The sequence below is a fragment of the Brevundimonas sp. genome (assembly GCF_036399195.1).
Taxonomy (GTDB): domain Bacteria; phylum Pseudomonadota; class Alphaproteobacteria; order Caulobacterales; family Caulobacteraceae; genus Brevundimonas.
The window spans coordinates 1-20,348 of the sequence record NZ_DASWNO010000022.1 but is presented as its reverse complement, the minus strand read 5'-3'; the positions used below and the strand labels follow the sequence as shown (position 1 = coordinate 20,348).

The 20,348-nt window shown below is 69.8% G+C and carries 19 protein-coding genes and 1 tRNA gene; 11 read left to right on the top strand and 9 right to left on the bottom strand.

What is annotated here, in order from left to right:
• The coding region (locus tag VGB60_RS01215; RefSeq protein ID WP_331036464.1) for a MauE/DoxX family redox-associated membrane protein at window positions 1-276 on the top strand (276 nt) is incomplete at its 5' end.
• Between the two features lie 266 nt (window positions 277-542).
• Here VGB60_RS01215 and VGB60_RS01210 read toward each other — a convergent pair.
• The 3 genes from VGB60_RS01210 to VGB60_RS01200 are packed head-to-tail and all read right to left on the bottom strand — an operon-like array spanning window position 543 to window position 2,493.
• Window positions 543-1,310, bottom strand: a complete 768-nt coding sequence (locus VGB60_RS01210) for a pseudouridine synthase (protein WP_331036463.1) — start codon at window positions 1,308-1,310, stop codon at window positions 543-545.
• A 4-nt stretch (window positions 1,311-1,314) separates the two neighbouring features.
• Window positions 1,315-1,803 (bottom strand): heme-binding protein, encoded by a 489-nt coding sequence (locus VGB60_RS01205; RefSeq protein WP_331036462.1) that lies wholly within the window; start codon window positions 1,801-1,803, stop codon window positions 1,315-1,317.
• A gap of 57 nt (window positions 1,804-1,860) precedes the next feature.
• Window positions 1,861-2,493 (bottom strand): DUF938 domain-containing protein, encoded by a 633-nt coding sequence (locus VGB60_RS01200; RefSeq protein ID WP_331036461.1) that lies wholly within the window; start codon window positions 2,491-2,493, stop codon window positions 1,861-1,863.
• Between the two features lie 206 nt (window positions 2,494-2,699).
• On the opposite strand from VGB60_RS01200, the gene VGB60_RS01195 reads away from it, so the two are divergent.
• Both VGB60_RS01195 and VGB60_RS01190 read left to right on the top strand, forming a co-directional pair.
• Window positions 2,700-4,544 carry a phosphoenolpyruvate carboxykinase (GTP) gene (locus VGB60_RS01195; RefSeq protein WP_331036460.1) on the top strand — a complete coding sequence of 615 codons (1,845 nt, stop codon included), beginning with the start codon at window positions 2,700-2,702 and terminating at the stop codon, window positions 4,542-4,544.
• A gap of 88 nt (window positions 4,545-4,632) precedes the next feature.
• A complete protein-coding gene (locus VGB60_RS01190; RefSeq protein WP_331036459.1) occupies window positions 4,633-5,643 on the top strand; it encodes an FAD-dependent oxidoreductase in 1,011 nt (336 codons plus the stop codon).
• Here the strand turns inward: VGB60_RS01190 and VGB60_RS01185 are convergent, their stop codons facing one another.
• On the bottom strand, window positions 5,644-6,375 hold the full coding sequence (locus VGB60_RS01185; protein ID WP_331036458.1) for a TonB family protein: 732 nt from the start codon (window positions 6,373-6,375) through the stop codon (window positions 5,644-5,646).
• Between the two features lie 168 nt (window positions 6,376-6,543).
• Between VGB60_RS01185 and VGB60_RS01180 the strand changes: the two genes are divergently transcribed.
• Together VGB60_RS01180 and VGB60_RS01175 are read left to right on the top strand one after the other, a co-directional pair.
• On the top strand, window positions 6,544-7,347 hold the full coding sequence (locus VGB60_RS01180; protein WP_414644450.1) for a transglycosylase SLT domain-containing protein: 804 nt from the start codon (window positions 6,544-6,546) through the stop codon (window positions 7,345-7,347).
• A gap of 73 nt (window positions 7,348-7,420) precedes the next feature.
• The gene (locus VGB60_RS01175; RefSeq protein ID WP_331036456.1) at window positions 7,421-8,563 is read left to right on the top strand and encodes a DUF2336 domain-containing protein; all 1,143 of its coding nucleotides are present in this window, start codon (window positions 7,421-7,423) and stop codon (window positions 8,561-8,563) included.
• A gap of 52 nt (window positions 8,564-8,615) precedes the next feature.
• Here the strand turns inward: VGB60_RS01175 and VGB60_RS01170 are convergent, their stop codons facing one another.
• The 3 genes from VGB60_RS01170 to VGB60_RS01160 form a co-directional block, all read right to left on the bottom strand.
• Window positions 8,616-9,092 (bottom strand): Hpt domain-containing protein, encoded by a 477-nt coding sequence (locus VGB60_RS01170; protein WP_331036455.1) that lies wholly within the window; start codon window positions 9,090-9,092, stop codon window positions 8,616-8,618.
• A gap of 63 nt (window positions 9,093-9,155) precedes the next feature.
• Entirely contained in the window at window positions 9,156-9,938 is a 783-nt protein-coding gene (locus VGB60_RS01165) for an NAD kinase (RefSeq protein ID WP_331036454.1), read from the bottom strand.
• 31 nt (window positions 9,939-9,969) lie between these two features.
• Entirely contained in the window at window positions 9,970-11,112 is a 1,143-nt protein-coding gene (locus VGB60_RS01160) for a DUF2336 domain-containing protein (protein WP_331036453.1), read from the bottom strand.
• 136 nt (window positions 11,113-11,248) lie between these two features.
• Here VGB60_RS01160 and VGB60_RS01155 point away from each other — a divergent pair, with 136 nt between their 5' ends.
• The 4 genes from VGB60_RS01155 to VGB60_RS01140 all read left to right on the top strand — a co-directional run bounded on the left by VGB60_RS01155 (window position 11,249) and on the right by VGB60_RS01140 (window position 17,307).
• Window positions 11,249-12,013 (top strand): class II aldolase/adducin family protein, encoded by a 765-nt coding sequence (locus VGB60_RS01155; RefSeq protein ID WP_331036452.1) that lies wholly within the window; start codon window positions 11,249-11,251, stop codon window positions 12,011-12,013.
• A 70-nt stretch (window positions 12,014-12,083) separates the two neighbouring features.
• Window positions 12,084-12,788 (top strand): hypothetical protein, encoded by a 705-nt coding sequence (locus tag VGB60_RS01150; RefSeq protein ID WP_331036451.1) that lies wholly within the window; start codon window positions 12,084-12,086, stop codon window positions 12,786-12,788.
• Window positions 12,789-12,910: 122 nt separating this feature from the next.
• Window positions 12,911-14,083 carry an efflux RND transporter periplasmic adaptor subunit gene (locus tag VGB60_RS01145; protein WP_331036450.1) on the top strand — a complete coding sequence of 391 codons (1,173 nt, stop codon included), beginning with the start codon at window positions 12,911-12,913 and terminating at the stop codon, window positions 14,081-14,083.
• Window positions 14,083-17,307 (top strand): efflux RND transporter permease subunit, encoded by a 3,225-nt coding sequence (locus VGB60_RS01140; protein WP_331036465.1) that lies wholly within the window; start codon window positions 14,083-14,085, stop codon window positions 17,305-17,307. The genes VGB60_RS01145 and VGB60_RS01140 overlap by 1 nt, the downstream gene beginning before the upstream one ends.
• 3 nt (window positions 17,308-17,310) lie before the next feature.
• On the opposite strand, the gene VGB60_RS01135 is transcribed toward VGB60_RS01140, so the two are convergent.
• A complete protein-coding gene (locus VGB60_RS01135) occupies window positions 17,311-17,796 on the bottom strand; it encodes a cytochrome c family protein (protein ID WP_331036449.1) in 486 nt (161 codons plus the stop codon).
• Between the two features lie 145 nt (window positions 17,797-17,941).
• Between VGB60_RS01135 and VGB60_RS01130 the strand changes: the two genes are divergently transcribed.
• Window positions 17,942-18,250 carry a FeoA family protein gene (locus VGB60_RS01130; protein WP_331036448.1) on the top strand — a complete coding sequence of 103 codons (309 nt, stop codon included), beginning with the start codon at window positions 17,942-17,944 and terminating at the stop codon, window positions 18,248-18,250.
• The gene (feoB, locus tag VGB60_RS01125; protein WP_331036447.1) at window positions 18,250-20,124 is read left to right on the top strand and encodes a ferrous iron transporter B; all 1,875 of its coding nucleotides are present in this window, start codon (window positions 18,250-18,252) and stop codon (window positions 20,122-20,124) included. Before VGB60_RS01130 ends, feoB begins: the two co-directional genes overlap by 1 nt.
• Before the next feature lie 74 nt (window positions 20,125-20,198).
• Here feoB and VGB60_RS01120 read toward each other — a convergent pair.
• Window positions 20,199-20,274: transfer RNA gene (locus tag VGB60_RS01120), tRNA-Thr, on the bottom strand.
• Window positions 20,275-20,348 lie beyond the last annotated feature (74 nt).

The window sequence follows — 20,348 nt, the reverse complement described above, 5'->3', positions numbered from 1 at the left end:
CGCTGGGTGCCGTACGGCTACATCTATCCCTTCGCCGAGATGGGGGCCGGGGTGCTGATGCTGGCCGGCGTCCTGACCTGGCTGTCGGCGCCGGTGGCCCTGTTCATCGGCGGGATCGGAGCCGTGTCGGTGTTCAAGGCGGTTTACGTCGACAAGCGGGAGCTCAAATGCGCCTGCGTCGGCGGGTCGTCGAACGTGCCGCTGGGGTTCGTGTCCCTGACCGAGAACCTGATGATGATCCCCATGGCCGTGTGGATGCTGACCGCCGGTCACTGAACCGACACTCTCGACCCCGATACTCCCGACCCTTCGCGCCCCCATCCAGCACTCCCGAGCCTGGCGGCGCGTCGGGGAAGGGCCGCTCACGCCGTCCTGCGACCGGCTCTGACGCCTGCCCGTGCATGATGGACCTGTCCCCCCGGGGCCGGTCTTTGACAGCCGTGAATCCTCCGCCTCGCCGGCCCATCGGGGGCCCGGCCGGGCTGTCCCGTCCTTTGATTTCCGATAACGCCGAAAGCCTCCGGTTTTCCGCGGGGCGCCCGCTACTCCCGACCCTGACCGACCAGCGCCGCCCGCTCTTCCGCCGTCAGCATCCGCCACTTGCCCTCCGGCAGGTTGTCCAGCTTCAGCGGGCCGATCCGCACCCGGATCAGGTCGACGACCTCCAGATCGACCATCTCGCACATGCGCCGGATCTGACGGTTGCGGCCTTCGCGCAGGATGAACTTCAGCCGGAAGGACTCCATCCGGCTGACCCAGGCCGGCTTCAGCTGACGTCCGTCCAGCATCAGGCCGTGCCGCAGGATCTTGAGCTTCTTCTCGGTGATGTCGCCTGTCACCCGGACCAGGTATTCCTTGTCGAGGTCCGACTGCGGCCCGATCACCGCCTTGGCCACGACTCCATCCGACGACAGCAGCAGCAGGCCGCGCGAATCCTCGTCCAACCGGCCGATCGGGGGCAGGGACACCTCGTCCGCGGGCGTCAGGCCGTCGCCGACGCGGTTGTTGTCGGTGACCAGCCGAACCGCGGGCAGCTTGTTCGGCTCCGGCTGGCCCGAGACGTAGCCCATCGGCTTGTGCATCACGATGGTCACCCCCTCGGCGAGAGCCTCGGTGGCGCGGTCGTTCAGGGTAAGGGTCTGGCCGGGCTCCAGCTTGCGTCCGGCGTCGGCGACCACCTGCCCGTCGACCGAGACCAGCCCGTCGGCGATCAGGGCGTCGGCCTCGCGGCGCGAGCAGACGCCCGTCTGGCCCAGCCATTTGTTGATCCGGACCGGCTCAGGTCCGTCATAGGTGCGGGAAAACGCCAAGGGACTAGCGGCCCAGCGCCGCGCGGGCGATCTCGTCGTCCTCGGCCGAACTGGCCCCCGAGACGCCGATGGCCCCGACGATCCGGCCGTCCACCACGATGGGCACGCCGCCCGCCACCGGGACCAGCCCCTCGATGGCGAGGCTGACGGTCCGTCCCGCCAGCACCCGTGCCTCTGCCGCCGCCGTGGCGCCGCGGAACAGGGCGGCGGACCGCGCCTTGGCCTGCGCCACCCCGATGGAGCCGTACTGGACGTCGTCCATCCGCGCGAAGGCGACCAGCGAGCCCGACGGCTCGACCACGGCGAATGCCATGCGGAAGCCGCGCGCAGACGCCGCTTCGACCGCGCGGTCGATCAGGGCCTGCGCCGCCTCCAGCCCGATCGGCGCGCCATAGGGCGGGGCCGGCGCTGCGGGCGCCGCAGGCGCGGGCGCCGGCGTCTGGGCCGCGACCGGCGCGGCGATCAGCGCCAGGGCGAGGACGAGGTGTTTCATGAAAGCCTCCGACTGTTGGTGCTGCCGTCCCACCTCGACGAGCGCGACGCAAGCGGCCTAGACGCGCCGGAACAGCAGCATGATGTTGTTCGCCGGCATCTCGATGCGGCGTGTGAGGGCCAGTCCCTGAAGTTTCGCCGCCGCGACGACGGCGTCGCGGTCCCTCAGGCCCCAGTCCGCGTCGCGGCTCTTCAGGCTGTCATCGAAAGCGCCGTTGGACGGCGCCAGCGGCACATCCGGCTCGCGGAACGGTCCGTAGAGGGCCAGCAACCCGCCCGGCGCCAGCGTCTGCCCCGCCAGCGCCATCACGGCGTCGGTCGCCGCCCACGGGCTGATGTGGATCATGTTGATGCAGACGACCGCCTGAAACGGCCCGGCCGGCCAGCTGCCAAAGTCCAGCACGTCAAGGGCAAGGGCCGGGGCGAGGTTCGACGGCTTCAACTCCGCGGCCCACGCGTCGATGCTGGCGCGGGCGTCCGCCGACGGATCGCTCGGCGTCCAGTCGAGGCCAGGAAGGGCGGCGGCGAAGGCGACGGCGTGCTGGCCCGTGCCCGAGGCCACCTCCAGCACCGGGCCCCGGCCCGGCAGGTGCGCCTTCAGCACCTCCAGAATCGGCCCCGTGTTGCGGGCGGCGGCGGGTGAACTGCGAGCCCCGGCCGGCGCTTCCGTCAGCGTGTCCATGGTGTGCATGACCGATCCGATAGCCTGCCGTGACGCTCGCCGCGAATGGAAATATGCAGTCGCGCCCGGACGTTCCGCTCGCGAGAGGTTGAAACGTGCATCGGTTGACGCCGCGTCCGCTTCGGTGTCATTCCAGTTGAAACATTGCGTGATCGACGCAGCGGAAATGCGCCACGGCGGCTCAAGATCGCCGGGCCTCGTTCAGGAGAGTTCGCGTGACCCATCCCGCCCCCGGCCTTCACCCGGCCCCGACCAACCACGTCGGCCTCATCGCCTGGGTCGAGCAGATCGCGGCGCTGACCAAGCCCGCCCGTGTGCACTGGTGCGACGGGTCAGAGGCCGAGAAGGCCGCCATCGTCGCCGATCTGATCGGCAAGGGCACGCTGAAGGAACTGGATCAGGCGAAGCGTCCCGGCTGCTACTACGCCGCCTCGGATCCCAAGGACGTGGCGCGGGTCGAGAGCCGCACCTTCATCTGCTCGGCCAACGAGATCGACGCCGGCCCGACCAACAACTGGGCCGACCCCGTCGAGATGCGCACCCGGTTGAACGGCCTGTTCGACGGCTGCATGGCCGGCCGCACCATGTATGTCGTGCCGTTCTCAATGGGTCCGCTGGGCTCGAAGATCAGCGCCCTCGGCGTCGAGATCACGGACAGCGGCTATGTCGCCGTGTCGATGGGCATCATGACCCGCATGGGCCAGGCGGCGCTGGACGTGCTGGGCGACGACGGCGACTACGTGCCCGCCGTGCACACCCTTGGGGCCCCGCTGGCGGAGGGCGCCGAAGACGCGCCGTGGCCGTGCAACGAGGACAAGTGGATCGTCCACTATCCCGAGACGCGGGAAATCTGGTCCTACGGCTCGGGCTACGGCGGCAACGCCCTGCTGGGCAAGAAATGCTACGCCCTGCGCATCGCTTCGGTCATGGCCCGCGACGGGGGCTGGCTGGCCGAGCACATGCTGATCCTCAAGCTGACGGATCCGAAGGGCCGCGCCAAATACGTCGCCGCCGCCTTCCCGTCGGCCTGCGGCAAGACCAACCTGGCCATGCTGCAGCCGGCGATCCCCGGCTGGAAGGCAGAGACGGTCGGCGACGACATCGCCTGGATGCGCTTCGGCGACGACGGCCGCCTGTATGCGGTCAACCCCGAAGCCGGGTTCTTCGGCGTAGCCCCGGGCACCAGCCGCAACACCAACGCCAACGCGCTGGAGACGCTGGCCACCAACACCGTCTTCACCAACACCGCCCTGACCGCCGATGGCGACGTGTGGTGGGAAGGTCTGACCAAGGAAGCCCCCGCCGGCCTGACCAACTGGAAGGGCCAGCCGCACGATCCCGCGTCCGGCGAGCCGGCCGCCCATCCCAACGCCCGCTTCGCCGCTCCGGCCAGCCAGTGCCCGACCATCGCGCCCGAGTGGGAGGACCCCAGGGGCGTGCCGATCGACGCCATCCTGTTCGGCGGCCGCCGCGCCTCGGCCGTGCCCCTGGTGACGGAGGCGTTCGACTGGGAGCACGGCGTGTTCATGGGCTCGTCGGTGGCCTCGGAAGGCACCGCCGCCGCGGAGAACGCCATCGGTACCCTGCGCCGCGATCCGTTCGCGATGCTGCCCTTCTGCGGCTACAACATGGGCGACTACTTCGCCCACTGGCTGGCCATGGGCGGCAAGACCGACGCCGAGAAGCTGCCGCGGCTCTATTTCGTCAACTGGTTCCGCAAGAACGAGGACGGCAAATTCGTCTGGCCGGGCTTCGGCGACAACGCCCGGGTGCTGAAGTGGATCGCGGAGCGTCTGGACGGCGAGGCGGAGGCCGTGGACACGCCAGTCGGACGCGTGCCGACTCGCGAGGCGCTGGACCTGTCGGGCCTGAGCCTGTCGGACGACGATCTCTCGACCCTGCTGGACGTCGATGCGGACGTCTGGGCCGAGGAGGCGTCGCTGATCCCGGAGTTCTACGCCCAGTTCGGCGACCGGCTTCCTGCGGCCCTGTGGGCGCAGCACGCGGCCCTGACCGCGCGCATCGACGCCGAGCGCGCCGCGGCCATGGCCGCCGAGTAGCGCTTGCGAACCCGCTCAAGCAGCGAACGACCGCGTCGTTCGCGTTAGCGCCTTGCAAAAGCGCTGCGGGCGGCCGATCAGGTCGCCCGTGGCTTTTTCTCCCGATGTGATCGTGATCGGCGCCGGCGTGCTCGGCCTCTGCACGGCTGCGGAGTTGGGCGCGCGCGGCCATTCCGTCACCGTGCTCGATCCCGGTGGAGCAAACGCCTCCTCCGTGGCGGCCGGGATGATCGCGCCGGCGCTTGAATCTCTCCTTGAAGACGTCGGGCCGGAGCGGGCGGCGCTGCTGAAGCGCGCCCGCGACCTGTGGCCGGATTTCGCCGAGGCGTTCGGCCTGCGCCTTTATCGCGAAGGCGCGGAATGGCGGGGCGAGGACGCGGACGAAGCGATCCGGCGGCTGAGGGCACTCGGCTTCGCGGCGACGGCGAGCGCTGGCGGCCTGACCACGTCCGACGACTGGCGGGTTGAAGTTGGGCCTGCCCTGGCGGCGCTGCGCCGCGCCTCCGGGGTCTCGATCATCCGAGGCCGTGCGGCCGCCGTGTCCGGCGAGGGCCGGCGCTGGCGAGTCGCGGCCGAGGACGGGCGGGTGTGGTTCGCGCCGGCGCTGGTGCTGGCGACGGGGGCCGAGCCGGCGATAGCGGGCCTGCCGTCGCCGGTCGCCGCGCTTGTAGACGCGATCACGCCCATCCGGGGACAGCTCACGCCCGTCACCGGGGTCAGCCTCCCTCGCGTGGTCAGGGCCGAGGGCGTCTATGCGGCTCCGGCGGAGACCGGCGTCGTGATCGGAGCCACCATGGAACCGGGCCGGCGGGACCTCACCCCCGACGCCGCGGAAGCCGAGGCGCAGGCCCGTGTGGGATTGGCCCTCCTGGGAGCCTCGGCCTCGGTCGGACCGACCCGCGTCGGCGTGAGGGGGGCGACCTCGGACGGATTGCCGCTGGCCGGTCCTTCAGGCGAGCCCGGCCTGCATCTGGCCCTGGCGCCGCGGCGCAACGGCTGGCTTCTCGGACCGCTGGTCGCCCGGGTCGTCGCCGACGGCGTCGAGGGCCAGCCGCCCGCAGCGGAGGCGGCGGCCCTCGACCCGCTCAGGTTCGTCTGATCAGTCTTCCGGCAGGGTGAAGCGCAGACTGATGGCCACGCGCGACCCCTCCGCCGCTCCGTCGACCGTCCGCGGATTGATGCGGAAGTATCGCGACAGCGACTGGGCGGCCCGTCCGAACCCGTAGCCGCCGGACGTCTCCCGCGTCACGTTGCAGTCGGTCACCGAGCCGTTGGGCAGGACGAGACAGTTCAGCGAGGCCGAACCGGACACGCCCGCCGTCTGGGCCCGCGGTGGGTAGGCCCGCATCATCTGCTCGGGTGTCGGCTGCCGATCCCAGGTCGGGTAGCGGATGACGGGCGGGACAGGCGTCGGTGCTGGCTCGCGCGCCGTGCTGTCGGGTTGCGGCGCCTCCACCGGCTTGTCGAAGGTCAGGACCGTCGTGTCGCCGGTCGGCTTGTCTGTCGGAACCGCCGCAAGCGTTTCGGTCGGCGCGAGCGGGATCGGGGTTTTGTTGAGCGGTGGATTGGGTGCAGGCGGAGTCTCGATGGTCTTGACCGGCTCGGGCGGTTTCGGCCGCACGAACTCGATGTCCACGACCGGCGGCTGGGGCCGCTCGACCGCAGCAGGCAGCTCGAAACGCTGGTAGTAGAGCGCCGCGCCCAGCGCCGCGTGGAACGCCAGCACGGCTCCCGTCGCGATCCATGTCGCCTTGGAAAAGCGGGGCCGCCGCCGCTCGTTGAAGTCGATCGGGTGCACCATTCCCGGGCCGCCCGCGGTCTTGATCATCATGGCCGTCACTCCCTGTCTCGCCGTCCCCACAGCGTCCCACGGCCAAGTTGAGCGCTTGCGTCGCGGCAAGTTTGCGGCGGCGCTGCGTTCGAAAAAGACCGGGGTTATCCCCGTGGCTGAAATGCCGCGTTAGGGTTTGATTAACCACGAGACCACAGCCTGATGGGTATGAACCTCGGAGCGATTCCATCGTCTGGAGGAGTCGAAGCGGCCATCCGGCGCGCCTCGAACGCGACCGGCGTGGACGCGGACTTTCTGGTGCGCACCGCCCGACGCGAAAGCGCGATGAACCCATCGGCCAAGGCGCGCACATCTTCTGCGGCTGGCCTGTTCCAGTTTATCGAGCAGACATGGCTCGGCACCGTGAAGGCTCACGGCGCCAAGCACGGGTACGGCCAGTATGCGGACCTGATCTATCGCGGCGGCGACGGCCGCTGGCGCGTCGAGGGATCGGCCCGCAACGTCGTGCTGGATTTGCGCTTCGATCCGCAGGCCGCCTCGACCATGGCGGCCGAGTTGACGGCGTCCAATGCCGCCTACCTGCGGGGTCGGTCCGGACGTGAGCCGGGCGCCGGCGATCTCTACGCCGCCCATTTCCTGGGACCCGCGGGCGCGGCCCAGCTGATGGACGCCATGGACCGGCGGCCGGGCGCCAGCGCCGCCGCCATCTTCCCGGAGGCCGCCGCCGCCAACCGCTCGATCTTCTACCGCGACGGACGTCCGGCCACGGTCGCGGAAGTTCATGCCAATCTGCAGCGCAGCGCGGGCGAGGGGGCGCCCGCGGCGGGATCCGGGTCGCCCTCGAGCCCGGCCGCGCCGGACCTCAGCGAACGGGACAAGGCGCTGGCCGCGCGGCTGGACCGACTGAAGCAGGATCAGAGCCTGCTCGCCTTGCTGCTGGGTCAGGACGGGGACGGCAAGGGCGGCGGCTTCGGCGGCGCCTTCGGTCCGGGAGAGGCCAAGCGAATCTAGGCGAATCCGCCCATGGTAAACCGCCCGTTAGGGATGCGGGGCCAAGGTGCCCCGCGAGACCCTGGATACTGACATGACCGCCTATCGCGCCCGCCTGACAGAGATCGACATCCATCGGCTGATCAAGGCCCCGGACGAGGATGAGCGCGCGGCGGCGACGCACAAACTTTGCCGCAGCATGGACAGGGCCGAACTGAGCGAGGCCGACCGCGACGCGGCCCAGAAAATCCTCCGGATGCTGGCTCAGGACGCCGCCGAGCTGGTGCGGCGCGCCATGGCCGTGACGCTCAAGGCGTCTGACCTGCTTCCGCGCGACGTGGCCCGCAAGCTGGCGGCGGATGTCGACAGCGTGGCCCTGCCGATCATCAACTTCTCGCCCGCGTTCACCGACGAGGATCTGATCGAAATCGTGCGCGCCGGTTCAGCGGTTCGGCAGGTCGCCGTGGCCGGTCGCCCGCGCGTCGGCCGCGACGTGGCCGACGCCGTGGCCGAGGTCGGCTGCGAACAGGCCGTGCGCGCGCTGGCGGCGAACGACAACGCGGACGTCGCCGAAGCGGCGCTGGGCGTCTGTGTCGACCGGTTCGGCGCCTCGCCCGACGTCATCGCCGCGATCGCCTACCGCCAGGTTCTGCCGCTTTCCGTCACCGAGCGACTCGTTGAAGTAGCGTCCGACGCGGTGCGCGAGCATTTGGTCACCCGCCACGCCGTCGCGCCCGAGGTGGCGATCCGCCTGGCCGGCTTCGCCCGGGAGCGGGCGACCGTCGATCTGGTCGATCAGGCTTCGGGGCAGGCCGACCTCGCCCAGTTCGCCGCGACGCTGAACGCGCGTCGAGCCCTGACGCCGTCGCTGCTGCTGCGGGCGCTGGCCCGCGGTCAAATGGGTCTGTTCGAGCACGGCATGGCGGAGCTGGCCGGCACGCCCGTCTCTCGCGCCTCGCTAATGATCCACGATGCCGGACCGCTGGGGCTGAAGGCGATTTATGACCGCGCCGGCCTGCCGCCGAGGCTGTTCCAGGCCTTCCGCGCGGGGGTGGACACCTGGCGCCAGCTTCAGGCCGAGGGAGCGGACACCTCTACCGACGACTTCCGCCGGCTGATGCTGGAGCGGTTCCTCACGCAGCGGCCGAACGCCCCGCGCGAGGACCTGGCCTATCTCATGGAGCGGCTCGACCACGATCCGCTGCCCGCACGGGCGGGAGTCAGCGCCGCCGCCTGACAGGACCAGACCCGCCGGAGCAGCGGCGGGGCCTCAGATCAGGATCCGAAGATCAGGCCCGGTGTTGCGCGACCTGCGCCTCAAGGGTCTCCGCAAGCGCCTTGCCGACCGGATGGTCGTCGGTCTGGATCTGGTCCCGCACCACCGCCTTGATGGCGTCGACGTGGGCGTCGAGCAGGATCAGGGGCGCCTCCAGCCGTTTGGCCGGGTCGTCCATCATCTTGCACAGCGAGCCCGCCAGCCGCGTCACCAACGGATACTGGTAGGTCGAGCCCAGACCTTTCAGGTCGTGCGCGCGGAAATACAGGGCTTCGGCCGTCTGGGCGTTGTAGCCCTGCGTCCGGATGTCGGCCTGGGCCTTGTCCAGCTTGACGATCTCGTCCTGCAGCCATTGGCCGAACTGGGACGACATGGCCTTCAACGCCTCTTCCGCCCTAGCGATGGCGCTGGCGTCGATTCCGCCGAACCCGCCGCCGACCTTCATGCGAAGCGTGTTGGGCGGGCGGATGACCTGTGCCGGGTTGCTCACGGCTGACTCCTGAGAATGGACGCTGGAGTGTGCCGTCACCTTCCTAAAAAACGGTGCATGGGTTCAGGAGGCGAATTGCTCGGCCAGAACCCGCTCCTCGAACGACCGGCCGGCGTCGAACAGCATCGTAAGGGCGATGTCCCGGCGCTCACGAACCTCGACGCGGGCGACCCGCCGCACCTCGAAGCTGTCTGCGGTGGCGCTGACGGGTCTCTTGTCCGCCTCCAGCACTTCGAAGCAGACCTTGGCCTCATGGGGAAGCAACGCCCCGCGCCAGCGGCGGGGCCGGAAGGCGCTGATTGGCGTTAGGGCCAGTACGCGGGACTCGAGCGGGATGATCGGGCCGTGGGCGGACAGGTTGTAGGCCGTGGAGCCCGCCGCGGTGGCCAGCAGGCACCCATCGCAGGACAACTCCTCCAGCCGCACCCGCCCGTCAACGCTGATCTTCAGTTTGGCGCTCTGTCGCGTCTGGCGCAGCAGCGAGACCTCGTTGATCGCCAGACCGCTGTGGACGGCGCCCGCCTCGGTCCAGGCGTCCATCTGCAGCGGATGAATTACCGCCCGTCCGGCGCCCGTCAGCCGGTCGAGCAGATCGTCTTCGGCGTAGTCGTTCATCAGGAAGCCGACGGAGCCGCGGTTCATGCCGAACACCGGAATGCTCCGCTCCATGACGGTGTGCAGCGTCTCGAGCATGAAGCCGTCGCCGCCCAGGGCGACGATCACCTCGGCCTCCTCAGGAAGCACGGAGCCGTAGAGAGACGACAGACGGGTGCGGGCGGCCTGGGCCTCAGGCCGGTCAGAGGCCACGAAGGCGATGCGCAGGTCGGTGGCGGCGGGGTCTGTCACCTGGACACGCAAGCCGAGCCGGGCAGTGAAGTCAAATGGCCGTTTGCATGTCCGGCTGTGCACCGGTGTGGAGGGCGCGGAACGCGCGCGCGGCCGACGCCTCGGACAGCGACCCGCGTTGCCACACGGGATCGCCCCTGTCGCCCGGGAGGTTGTGGTTGAGCCTGCGCAGCTCCGTCAGTAGCGTCGGGAAGACGGCGCGGTCTATACCCACGGCCGCGCAGGCGTAATACAGCGCCTCGGGGGTCGGAGCGGCCAGCGCCTCGCGAACATCCGTGGTGGCGAAGCCGCCCAGGGTCGAGACGCCGTGGACGAACAAACTCAGGCGCCTTTCGCGCACGGCGCGGACGAGGAAGCCGGGGCGCAGTTGCCCCGCCGCCTGAAGTTTGTCGATGAGCCTGCGTTCCATCTCGTCCCGCTCGGGGTCGTCCTGCGACGCCTCGTCGGCCTCCGCCGGCCGCATCACGCCCGCGACCGCGTCGTAAACGGCGGCTCCGAACGCCTTCTCGTCGACGTTGAAGCGGGCCGTAAGGGTCTGGCGCAGGGCCGCGCCGACCCACTGGTAAAGCTGTTCCGCCAAGGCCTCCGTCAGGCGGGGATGGCGCGTCAGCGGGGCGCGTAGGGCGGCGATGCGGCGCGAGTGCTCGACCAGCCTGCGCACGCCGTCGACGCTGAGTTCGGCCGTCCGGTTGGTCGCCAGCGCCGTGAGCACGGCCGGCTCCCCGCGATCGATCACCGCGTCCGCGACCCGACCGCTGATGTGCGGGCGCCGGGCGATGGCGATCTGATGCTCCAGCGACGCCTCGATCATCACCCTCAGCAGATCGTCGTCCTTGAGAATCGGGCTGGCGGCCAGCACAGGCCGCGCGATCTCGATTTCGTCCAGCGCGAGGACGTTGACCAAAGCCGCCGGGGCCCAGTCGGCGGTCGCCAACTTCTCAGCCAGGACCTTGCGGACCTCACGCTCCGCCTGACGGGCGAGGGTGAGGAATATCTCTCCGAGAATGGGTGACAACTCGCCGGCCGGAGGACTGGCGTCGCACAGAGCCAGCACGCCAAGGAGCAGTCGTTGACGCGCCTCGGGGCTGCTGTTGCGGGCCAGCGCCAACAGGTCGGCGGGGACCGGAGCTCCCGTCTGCGACTGGGCGGCGGGAACCAGTTGAACGAGGACCACGGACATCTCCGGCAGGTCGACGGCGACTCGACGGGCGGAGGGTAGAAAGCGCGGGCCTAAGACGCGGTTAACGGAAGCTGAATCTTGACGCCGCGCCCGTACAGCGCGAGCGTGTGCGCCCAGCGAGGACAAGAGCATGGCCGACGGCGCGACACCTTCCTTGAAGTCCCGGGTCTCGGAGGCCGAGTGGACGGCCCGCGTGGAGCTGGCGGCCCTGTATCGGCTGGTCGCGCTGCACGGGTGGGACGACATGATTTTCACCCACATCTCGGCCCGCGTTCCAGGTCCTGAGCACCACTTCCTGATCAACCCATACGGGTGGTATTTCGAGGAGATGACGGCGTCCTGCCTCGTGAAGGTCGATCTGGACGGGAACATCGTTCAGGACACGACCAGCTTCATCAACCCGGCCGGCTTCACCATCCACTCGGCGATCCACGGGGCGAGGGAAGACGCGCATTTCGTCATCCACCTGCACACGGTCGCCGGCGTCGGTGTGGCGGCGCAGCAGGAGGGGCTGCTGCCCATCGGCCAGAACGCCTGCCTGCTGCAGCATCAGGTCGCTTATCACGGCTATGAAGGGCTGGCCCTGAACCACGACGAGCGCGAACGGCTGGTGGCGGATCTGGGCGACAAGCCCCTGATGCTGTTGCGCAATCACGGCACGCTGGCGGTCGGTCAGACGGCGGCGCAGGCGTGGATCGGCATGTTCTTCCTAGAGCGGGCGTGCGCGCAACAGGTCGCGGCCCTTTCCGGCGGGCGCGAGCACGTCCTGTTCGCGCCGGACGCCGCCCAGGCCGAGACGAAGGAGCAGGGCCGCGGCATCGGCTTCATCTCCGCCCTCGCCTGGCCGGGAGCCCTGCGAATGCTGGATCGAAGGTCTCCCGGCTACGACCAGTGAAGACGGCCGGGGGGCTGCTTTTCGGATGCGCGGCCCTGCTCGGTTCAGGCACGGTCGAGGCCGACCCTGGGTGCAGCCCGCCGGGGGCGCCCAGATAATCGTCAAGTACGAGGACATCCGCGCCGACCAGGGCTTCGGCCCCGCCGGCGTGCTCGCTGACCTGCCGGAGCCGCGGCGCGACACCGCGCTGGCCGTGTTCGCGGAGTATGGCCTGACCCAACGCATCACGTTGCAGCTCAAAGGCGACTGGCAGGCGGGCGAAGACGCGTTCGTAGACTACGAAGGGCGCGGACCGCTCGAGATCGGCGCGACCTGGCAGGTCTGGCGCGACGACCGGACCGCCGTCAGCCTCTACGGCGGCTACGCCGATGGCGGCGAGGGCCGCAACGCAGGTTACGCGGCGCCGGGGCAGGGCGAGCATGACTGGGAAATCCGCGCCTCTGCCGGCCGCTCGTTCGGCGGCTCCGGCGGACGGTTGCGGCACTCGGCCTCGTTTGTGGAACTGCAGGCGGCGCGTCGCATGCGTCAGGGGCTGCCCGACGAGACGCGGATCGACGCCGCCGCCGGCGCGCGGTTCGCGACCGATTGGATGATCCTCGTGCAAGCGTACGGCGGACAGGCCGACGACGGCGGGGCACGGTGGCTGTCGGTCGAGAGTTCGATCGTGCGCGACTTGGGGGACTGGAGCCTTCAGGCAGGGTGGCGCCGCGCCGCGACCGGCCGCGACACCCCTGCCGGACACGGTCCGGTGATCGCCGTCTGGCGGCGGTTCTGACTGCGACAACACGGCGCGCGGCGTCGCGACGGAAACCGGAACAGACTCCGTTACACGAACTTCTGTTGCGTCGACGGCCTCAGGCGCTAAGTCGGCTCGTTCCATCGCCAGAGAGCCTCCGCGTGATCAAACGCCACTTCTTCCTCGTCGCCGCCGCCGCGCTGCTGGGCCTGATGGTGCTGGCGGTCATTCTCAGGATGGCGTTTGCGGGCGACGAGAAGGCGGGCGGCGGTCCGGGCGGACGCGGGGGCCCCGGCGGCGGGCGTGGGCAGACCGTTTCCGAGGCCGTCGTGACGGCGCGGCCGTTCACTGACGAGATACGGGTGCTGGGCGTGGCGCGGGGGCGTCGCTCCGTGAACATCACCTCCTCCACCAGCGAGCTGATCACCCGCGTGCTGTTCAGCGACGGTCAGAGAGTCGCGGCCGGCGCCCCGCTGGTCGAACTTCAGGCGCGCGAAGAAGACGCCGGCATCATCGAGGCCCGCGCCCAGGTGGCGCAGGCCCAGCGGCAGTACGATCGCTACAAGACCTTGGCCGACCGGGGCATCGCTCCCCGCGTCACCGCCGAGGATGCGGAAACGGGCCTGGCCACCGCGCGCGCTTCGCTGAACGCTGCACAGGCGCGCCGGGGAGACCGGCTGATCCGGGCGCCCTTCGGCGGCGTGCTGGGCCTGAGTTCGGTCACGGCCGGGACGCTGGTGAGCCCGGGCGGAATCATCACGACCCTGGACGACATCGATGTGGTGCGCGTCGATTTCCCGATTCCCGAACGCTATCTCGGCGTGCTGCGAACGGGGACGCCGATCAGCGCGACCATCGACGCCTATGGCGACGAGACCTTCAACGGCCGCATCGCCCTGATCGACACGCGCATCAACGAGCAAACCCGGGCCGTGACCGCGCGGGCGGAAATCCCCAACCCTGGCGGCCGCATCCGGCCCGGCATGGCTGTGCGAGTCGCCGTTCAGCAAGGCCAGCGGACCTCCGCAGCCGCGCCGGAAGCCGCGGTTCAGTACGAGGGCGACGGCGCCTTCGTCTATCGCATCGCTAAGGGCGAAAGCGGCTCGACGGCCCAGCGAGTCGAGGTCGAGACCGGCGCGGTTGAGGGCGGGTTCGTGGAAATCCTGTCGGGCCTCGATGCGGGCGACCGCATCGTGGGGTCGGGCCTGAACCGCATCCAGCCGGGCGCGCCGGTGCGCGTGGCCGGGTCCGGTCAGGGCCGACCGGGGCAGACGGGCGGACAAGCCCGTCAGCCGGCCCGCGGCGCGGCGCCAGCGAAGGCCGCCGCGCAATGATGCTGTCCGACATCGCCGTCCGCCGCCCCGTCTTCGCGGCGGTGGCGGCCATCGTCCTGTGCGTGATCGGGGCCGCGGCCTTCTTCTTCCTGCCCGTTCGGGAACTGCCTGACGTCGATCCGCCCATCGTTTCGGTTAGCACCAGCTACGCCGGAGCCTCGGCCGAGGTCATCGAGAGCCGGATCACCGAGCCGATCGAGCAGCAGATCGCCGGCATCCAGGGCGTCGAGCGGATCAACTCCTCCAGCCGCGACGGCCGCTCGAACGTCTCGATCGAGTTCTCGCTGGACCGCAACATCGACGACGCGGCGAACGACGTGCGCGACCGGGTTTCCCGCGTCGTCGGTCGCTTGCCGGATCAGGCCCAGCCGCCGGAGGTGGCCAAGGCCGACACCGACAGCCAGCCGATCATGATCCTGTTCCTTCGCTCGACGGCGATGAACCGACTCGAGCTGACGGACTACGCCGACCGCTACCTGATCGACCGCCTCGCAACGGTGCCGGGCGTCGCCCAGGTGCAGATCTACGGCGAGCAACGCTACGCCATGCGCATCTGGCTCGACGCGGCGGCTCTGGCGGCGCGCGGGCTGACCGTGAACGATGTCGAGACCGCTCTGACCACCCAGAACGTCGAGCTGCCCGCGGGCCAGCTGGAGTCGGGCGAGAAGGACTACACCGTCCGGGTCGCGCGCACCTACGCGCGCGCCGAGGACTTCCGTCAGCTGCCGATCGGCACGCGGGGCTCGTCATCCGGCGCGACGACCGCCGGGGCTTCGGCCAGCAGCGCCACAGCCCTGCCCAGCGGCGCCTCGGGCGCCATCCAGGGCCAGACCAGCTACGTCACGCGCCTTGGCGACATCGCCCGCGTCGTGGAAGCGCCCGCCGAGGACCGCCGTCTGTTCCGCGGCAACGGACAGGACCAGATCGGTCTCGCGATCACCCGTCAGGCGCAGTCGAACGACCTCGCCATTTCCGAGGGCGTCGAGCAGGCGATCGAGGAAATTCGCCCCAGCTTGCCGCAAGGCACGGAGCTGGTCGTCGGGTCCGACAACTCGGTCTTCACCTCGCACGCCATTGACGAGGTCTGGATCACCATCGGCATCTCCCTGGCGCTGGTGGCGCTGGTCAATTTCATCTTCCTGGGCAGCCTGAGGGCGGCGTTCATTCCCTCGGTGGTGGCGCCGATCTGTCTGCTGTCGACCTTCATCGTGCTCGCGCCCCTCGGGTTTTCGCTGAACCTGCTGACCCTCCTCGCGCTGGTGCTGGCCATCGGCCTCGTCGTCGACGACGCCATCGTGGTGACCGAGAACATCCAGCGCCGTCTCGATCACGGCGAGCCGCCGCTGGTGGCCGCCGAGCGCGGCGCCCGGCAGGTGTTCTTCGCCGTCGTCGCCACCACGGTGGTGCTGCTGGCGGTGTTCGCGCCGTTGCTGTTCCTGCCGGGCTACGTCGGCCGGCTGTTCGTGGAACTGGCGGCGGCCATCGCCGCGGCCGTAGCCTTCTCGGCCTTCCTGGCGCTGACGCTCTCGCCGATGCTGGCGTCGCGGATCCTTCGTCCAGCGACGAGCGGCGGGTGGGTCGCGCGCAACGTCGACCGGGGCATGGACGCGCTCCGCAAATCCTATCAGAACTCGCTGCAGGCGATGCTGGGCAAGCGGATCGCCGTGGTCGGAGTTGCGGGGCTGGTGCTCGCCGTCGGCGCCGGCGCGGCCGTCATGTTCTTCGCCCTGCCGAGCGAACTGGTGCCGGAAGAAGACCGCGGGCGCGTGCAGATCCGCGTGCAGGGGCCGGAAGGCGCCGGTTTCGACTACACCCGCCGGATCATGATGGGCATTGAGCCGATCCTGGCGGAGTACAAGGCCAGCGGGGAAGCGGACAGCTATCTGATCTCCGCGCCCGGCTTCGGCGGCGGCAGCTTCAACTCCGGCAACGGCAGCCTGATCCTCGCCGACTGGGCGGAACGCGACCGAGCCGCCGACGAAATCGCGCAGGAGCTGAACGGCAAGCTGCGCGGCCAGACGGACGCCCAGGTCAATGCCTCGGTTCCCGGCGCCTTCCAGCGGGGCGGGGGCAACTCCAACTCCATCGAGATGGTCGTCACCGGCGCCGAGTACGAGGACATCTACAACTGGCTGCAGCCGGTGCTGGCGGCGGCGCTGGAGAACCCCGGCTTCTCCCGGCCCCGCCTGAACTACGAACCCAACGCGCCGCGCCTCCTGGTCGACGTCGACCCCGAGAAGGCCGCGGCGCTGGGGGTCTCGGCCCAGAGCATCGGGCGCACGCTCGAGACCATGTTCGGCTCGCGTCGCGCCACAACCTACCTTCGGGGCGGGCAGGAGTACGACGTCATCCTGCAGACGGAGCGGGACGAGCGCCGCACCGTCGCCGACCTCGAGTCGCTCTATGTCTCGACCGGCAGTGGTCAGCTGGTGCCTTTGTCCGCCGTGGTGACGACGCAGACATCCGGCGACACGCCCGACCGGCGGCGACTCGACCGTCAACGCGCGATCTCGATCTCGGCGGATCTGAACCCTGGGACGACCCTGGTTGACGCGACGGAATTCATGACCCAGGTCGCCCAACGACAGCCTGAAGGCGTGGTCACGACCCAGTGGGGCGGCGCGGCGCGCGACCAGCAGGAAGCCGGCGGCGCCGTCGCGGCGGCGTTCGGTCTGGCGCTGCTGCTCGTCTTCCTGGTGCTGGCGGCGCAGTTCGAAAGCTGGATCACCCCGGCGGTGATCATGCTGACCGTGCCTCTCGCGGCGGCCGGCGGGCTGTTCGGCCTGCTTATGGCCGGCTCCAGCCTGAACATCTACAGCCAGATCGGGCTGATCATCCTGATCGGCGTGGCGGCCAAGAACGGCATCCTGATCGTCGAGTTCGCGAACCAGCTGCGCGATCAGGGACGCTCGATCCACGAGGCTATCGTCGAGGCGTCGACCCTGCGCCTGCGCCCGATCATCATGACCTCCATCGCCACCGCCTTCGGCGCCTTGCCGTTGGTGCTCTGGCAGGGCGCGGGGGCGGGCAGCCGCCAGACCATCGGCGTGGTTATCTTCGCCGGGGCCATGTTCGCCACGGTGCTGACCCTGTTCGTGGTGCCGATCATCTATGGCGTGCTGGCGCGGTTCACCAAGTCGCCGGAATACACCGCCCGCAAGATCGAGGAGTGGGAAGCCACCGAGGCCACCGCCAACGACGCTGTCCCGGCGGCGGCGGAATAGCCGTCAGGAGCCGGAGGGCGGCGCGTAGCCGGTCTCCACCTTCAGGAAGGCGATGACGTCGCGGCGGTCGGTCTCGTCTGGAATGCCGGCGAAGCTCATCTTCGTGCCCTTCAGGAAGGTGCGCGGGTTCTCCAGCCAGTCGTCGAGTCGCGCGGCGTCCCAGACGAAGTCGGCTTCCCGGACAGCCGTCGAATAGTTGTACTTGGCCGCTGTGCCGGCCTCGCGCCCGAACACGCCGTGCAGGTTGGGCCCCGTCATGTTGGGCCCGCCCTCGGTGATCGTGTGGCACGACCTGCACCGGGCGAAGACGCGACGGCCGTTCTCCAGATCGGCGGCGTTATAAGGGGCGGGCAGGGCGGCGAGCAGGGCTGCTTTCTCGGCGGGCGTCGGAGCCGCCTGCGTCGGCGTCGAAGCGGCCTTCTCCGACCCGGAGTCGTCGCCACAGGCGGACAGGACGAGGGCGCAGGCGAGCAAAGCGGGGCGGATCATCGGGCGGCTCCAGTGACGGCCCTTGATACCCCAGCCCGGCCGGTCCGCAACCGGGCGCGACCTTGCGCCACTGGACGGATCGCAGTCGCACCTGATAATCAGTGTCAACAGGCGCGACTGGCCGCGCCTCCGGTTCCAGAGCCTGATGTCCCACACCCAGAAACTCAGCGAGGCCCGGCGCGGCGATCGCGGCGTGATCGTTCAGGTCGGCGGCGGAGAAGCCGGCGACGAGCATGCCCTTGAGGTCGAGCGCCGTCTGCTCGAACTCGGCTTCGTCGAGGGCGCCCGAATCGAGCTGCTGCACGAGGGGCTGATTGGGCGCGATCCCATCGCCATGAAGGTCGACGACATGCGCGTGGCTCTGCGCCGCCACGAGGCCGCGCGGCTGACCGTCCGTCTGGAGCCCGCCGCGGCGGCCGCCGCCCTTATGGTCGCTGAAGAAGCCGCCGCCTGATGGACATGGCGGTGCGAAGCGCGCGCGTCGCCCTGGTCGGCAACCCGAACAGCGGCAAGACAGCGCTGTTCAACGCCCTGACGGGCGCTCACCAGAAGGTCGCCAACTACGCCGGCGTGACCGTCGAGCGGAAGGAGGGCCTGATCCGCTCGACCGACGGCCGGACGCTGTCGGTGCTCGACCTGCCCGGCACCTATTCGTTGCGCGCCCGCAGCCCCGACGAGGAGGTGACCCGCGACGCCGTCCTGGGACGGTTGGCGGGAGAGACGGCGCCCGACATCATCGTCTGCGTCGCCGACGCCACCAACCTGAGGCTCGTCCTGAGGCTGGTGCTGGAGCTGAAGGCCGTCGGGCGGCCCATGGTGCTGGCGGTCAACATGTACGACATTGCCCAGCGGCAAGGCCTGCGGATCGATCTCGACCGGCTGGCCGCCGAACTGGGCGTGCCGATCGTCACCACCGTCGCGACGCGGCGCCGGGGCATCGAGGAGCTGACGACGGCCGTCTCCGCCGCCCTCGACGCCGCCCCCTTCGCCAGCCCCGCCAGCGTCTGGAGCGCCCCCGACGCCGCCGCCCTGCGCGGGGCGGCGCGAGAGGCCGAGCGGGTCATGAAGGCCTGCGTCCGTCCGCCCGAACGCCCGGACACCTTGACCGGCCGGATCGACTCGGTGCTGCTGCATCCGGTCGGAGGGCTGGTGATCCTGCTGGCCCTGCTGTTCGTGATGTTTCAGGCGGTGTTCGCCTGGGCGACGCCGCTGATGGACGGGATCGAGGGGCTGCTGACGGCGGTCGGCGCCGGTGTGGCCGCGGTCGTGCCGGACGGAATTTTCCAGAGCCTGATCGTCGACGGGGTGATCTCGGGCGTGGGCGGCGTGCTGGTTTTCCTGCCCCAGATCGTCATCCTGTTCCTGTTCATCATCCTGCTGGAAGACTTCGGCTACATGGCCCGCGCGGCCTTCCTGATGGACCGGATCATGGGCGGAGCCGGCCTGCACGGGCGCGCCTTCATCCCCCTGCTGTCCAGCTTCGCCTGCGCCATCCCCGGCGTGATGGCGGCGCGGGTGATCGACTCGAAGCGCGACCGGCTGGCCACCATCATGGTCGCCCCGCTCATGACCTGTTCGGCGCGGATTCCTGTCTACACCCTGATCATCTCCGCCTTCATCCCGAACCAGCAGGTGTGGGGCTTCGCCAGCCTGCAGGGGCTGGTGATGTTCGGCTTGTATGCCGCCGGCATCGTCAGCGCCCTGATCGTCTCCTTCATCATCCGCAAGGTGTTCTGGCGCGGCGCGGTCGAGCCCTTCATGATGGAATTGCCCGCATACAAGACGCCGGACTGGAAGAGCGTCCTGTTCAACCTGTGGCTCCGGGCGCGCATTTTCCTCGAGCGGGCCGCGCGGATCATCCTGCCGTTGATGATCATCGTCTGGGCGCTGGCGACCTTCCCTTATCCGCCAGAGGGCGCCACCGAGCCGGCCATCGACTACAGTTTCGCCGGCATGATCGGCCACGCGTTGGAGCCGATCTTCGCGCCCATCGGCTTCAACTGGCAGATGGTCATCGCCCTGGTGCCCGGCATGGCCGCTCGGGAGGTGGCCGTGGCGGCGCTGGGCACCGTCTACGCCGTCGCCGACGCCGAGAGCGCCACCAGCCTGCTGGGGGCCACGTTGGCCGCGCAGTGGCCGCTGGGGGCGGGGCTGGCCTTCCTCGCCTGGTACGTCTTCGCACCGCAATGCGTGGCGACGCTGGGCGTGGTCAAGCGCGAGCTCAACTCGTGGAAATGGATGTGGGTGATGGTCGTCTACATGTTCGCCCTGGCCTATCTGGCGGCCTTCGTCGTCTATCGGATCTCGGCCGCTCTCGGGGCCGGCTGACGCATGCTTTGCCGAGGCTTTGCGGGGCTCGCTTCGCGTGACAGGTCCTGCGAAGCGCATCGCGCGAAGCAGGATGGTGCCGGTTGCAGGATTCGAACCCGCGACATCCAGTTTACAAAACTGGCGCTCTACCAACTGAGCTAAACCGGCCCCTGTTGCGACGGCGGACCTTATGCTGGCGGGGCCAGGGCCGCGTCAAGCGCGGCTCGGCAGCCCGGTGGCGG

What these genes read in the sequence shown, in the direction of transcription:
- VGB60_RS01175 (WP_331036456.1), top strand. Translation starts at nt 7,421, where the DNA reads ATGACCGCCTATCGCGCCCGCCTGACAGAGATCGACATCCATCGGCTG.
- VGB60_RS01130 (WP_331036448.1), top strand. Translation starts at nt 17,942, where the DNA reads ATGTCCCACACCCAGAAACTCAGCGAGGCCCGGCGCGGCGATCGCGGC.
- VGB60_RS01140 (WP_331036465.1), top strand. Translation starts at nt 14,083, where the DNA reads ATGCTGTCCGACATCGCCGTCCGCCGCCCCGTCTTCGCGGCGGTGGCG.
- VGB60_RS01200 (WP_331036461.1), bottom strand. Translation starts at nt 2,493, where the DNA reads ATGCACACCATGGACACGCTGACGGAAGCGCCGGCCGGGGCTCGCAGT.
- VGB60_RS01185 (WP_331036458.1), bottom strand. Translation starts at nt 6,375, where the DNA reads ATGATGATCAAGACCGCGGGCGGCCCGGGAATGGTGCACCCGATCGAC.
- VGB60_RS01205 (WP_331036462.1), bottom strand. Translation starts at nt 1,803, where the DNA reads ATGAAACACCTCGTCCTCGCCCTGGCGCTGATCGCCGCGCCGGTCGCG.
- VGB60_RS01155 (WP_331036452.1), top strand. Translation starts at nt 11,249, where the DNA reads ATGGCCGACGGCGCGACACCTTCCTTGAAGTCCCGGGTCTCGGAGGCC.
- VGB60_RS01135 (WP_331036449.1), bottom strand. Translation starts at nt 17,796, where the DNA reads ATGATCCGCCCCGCTTTGCTCGCCTGCGCCCTCGTCCTGTCCGCCTGT.
- VGB60_RS01180 (WP_414644450.1), top strand. Translation starts at nt 6,544, where the DNA reads ATGAACCTCGGAGCGATTCCATCGTCTGGAGGAGTCGAAGCGGCCATC.
- feoB (WP_331036447.1), top strand. Translation starts at nt 18,250, where the DNA reads ATGGACATGGCGGTGCGAAGCGCGCGCGTCGCCCTGGTCGGCAACCCG.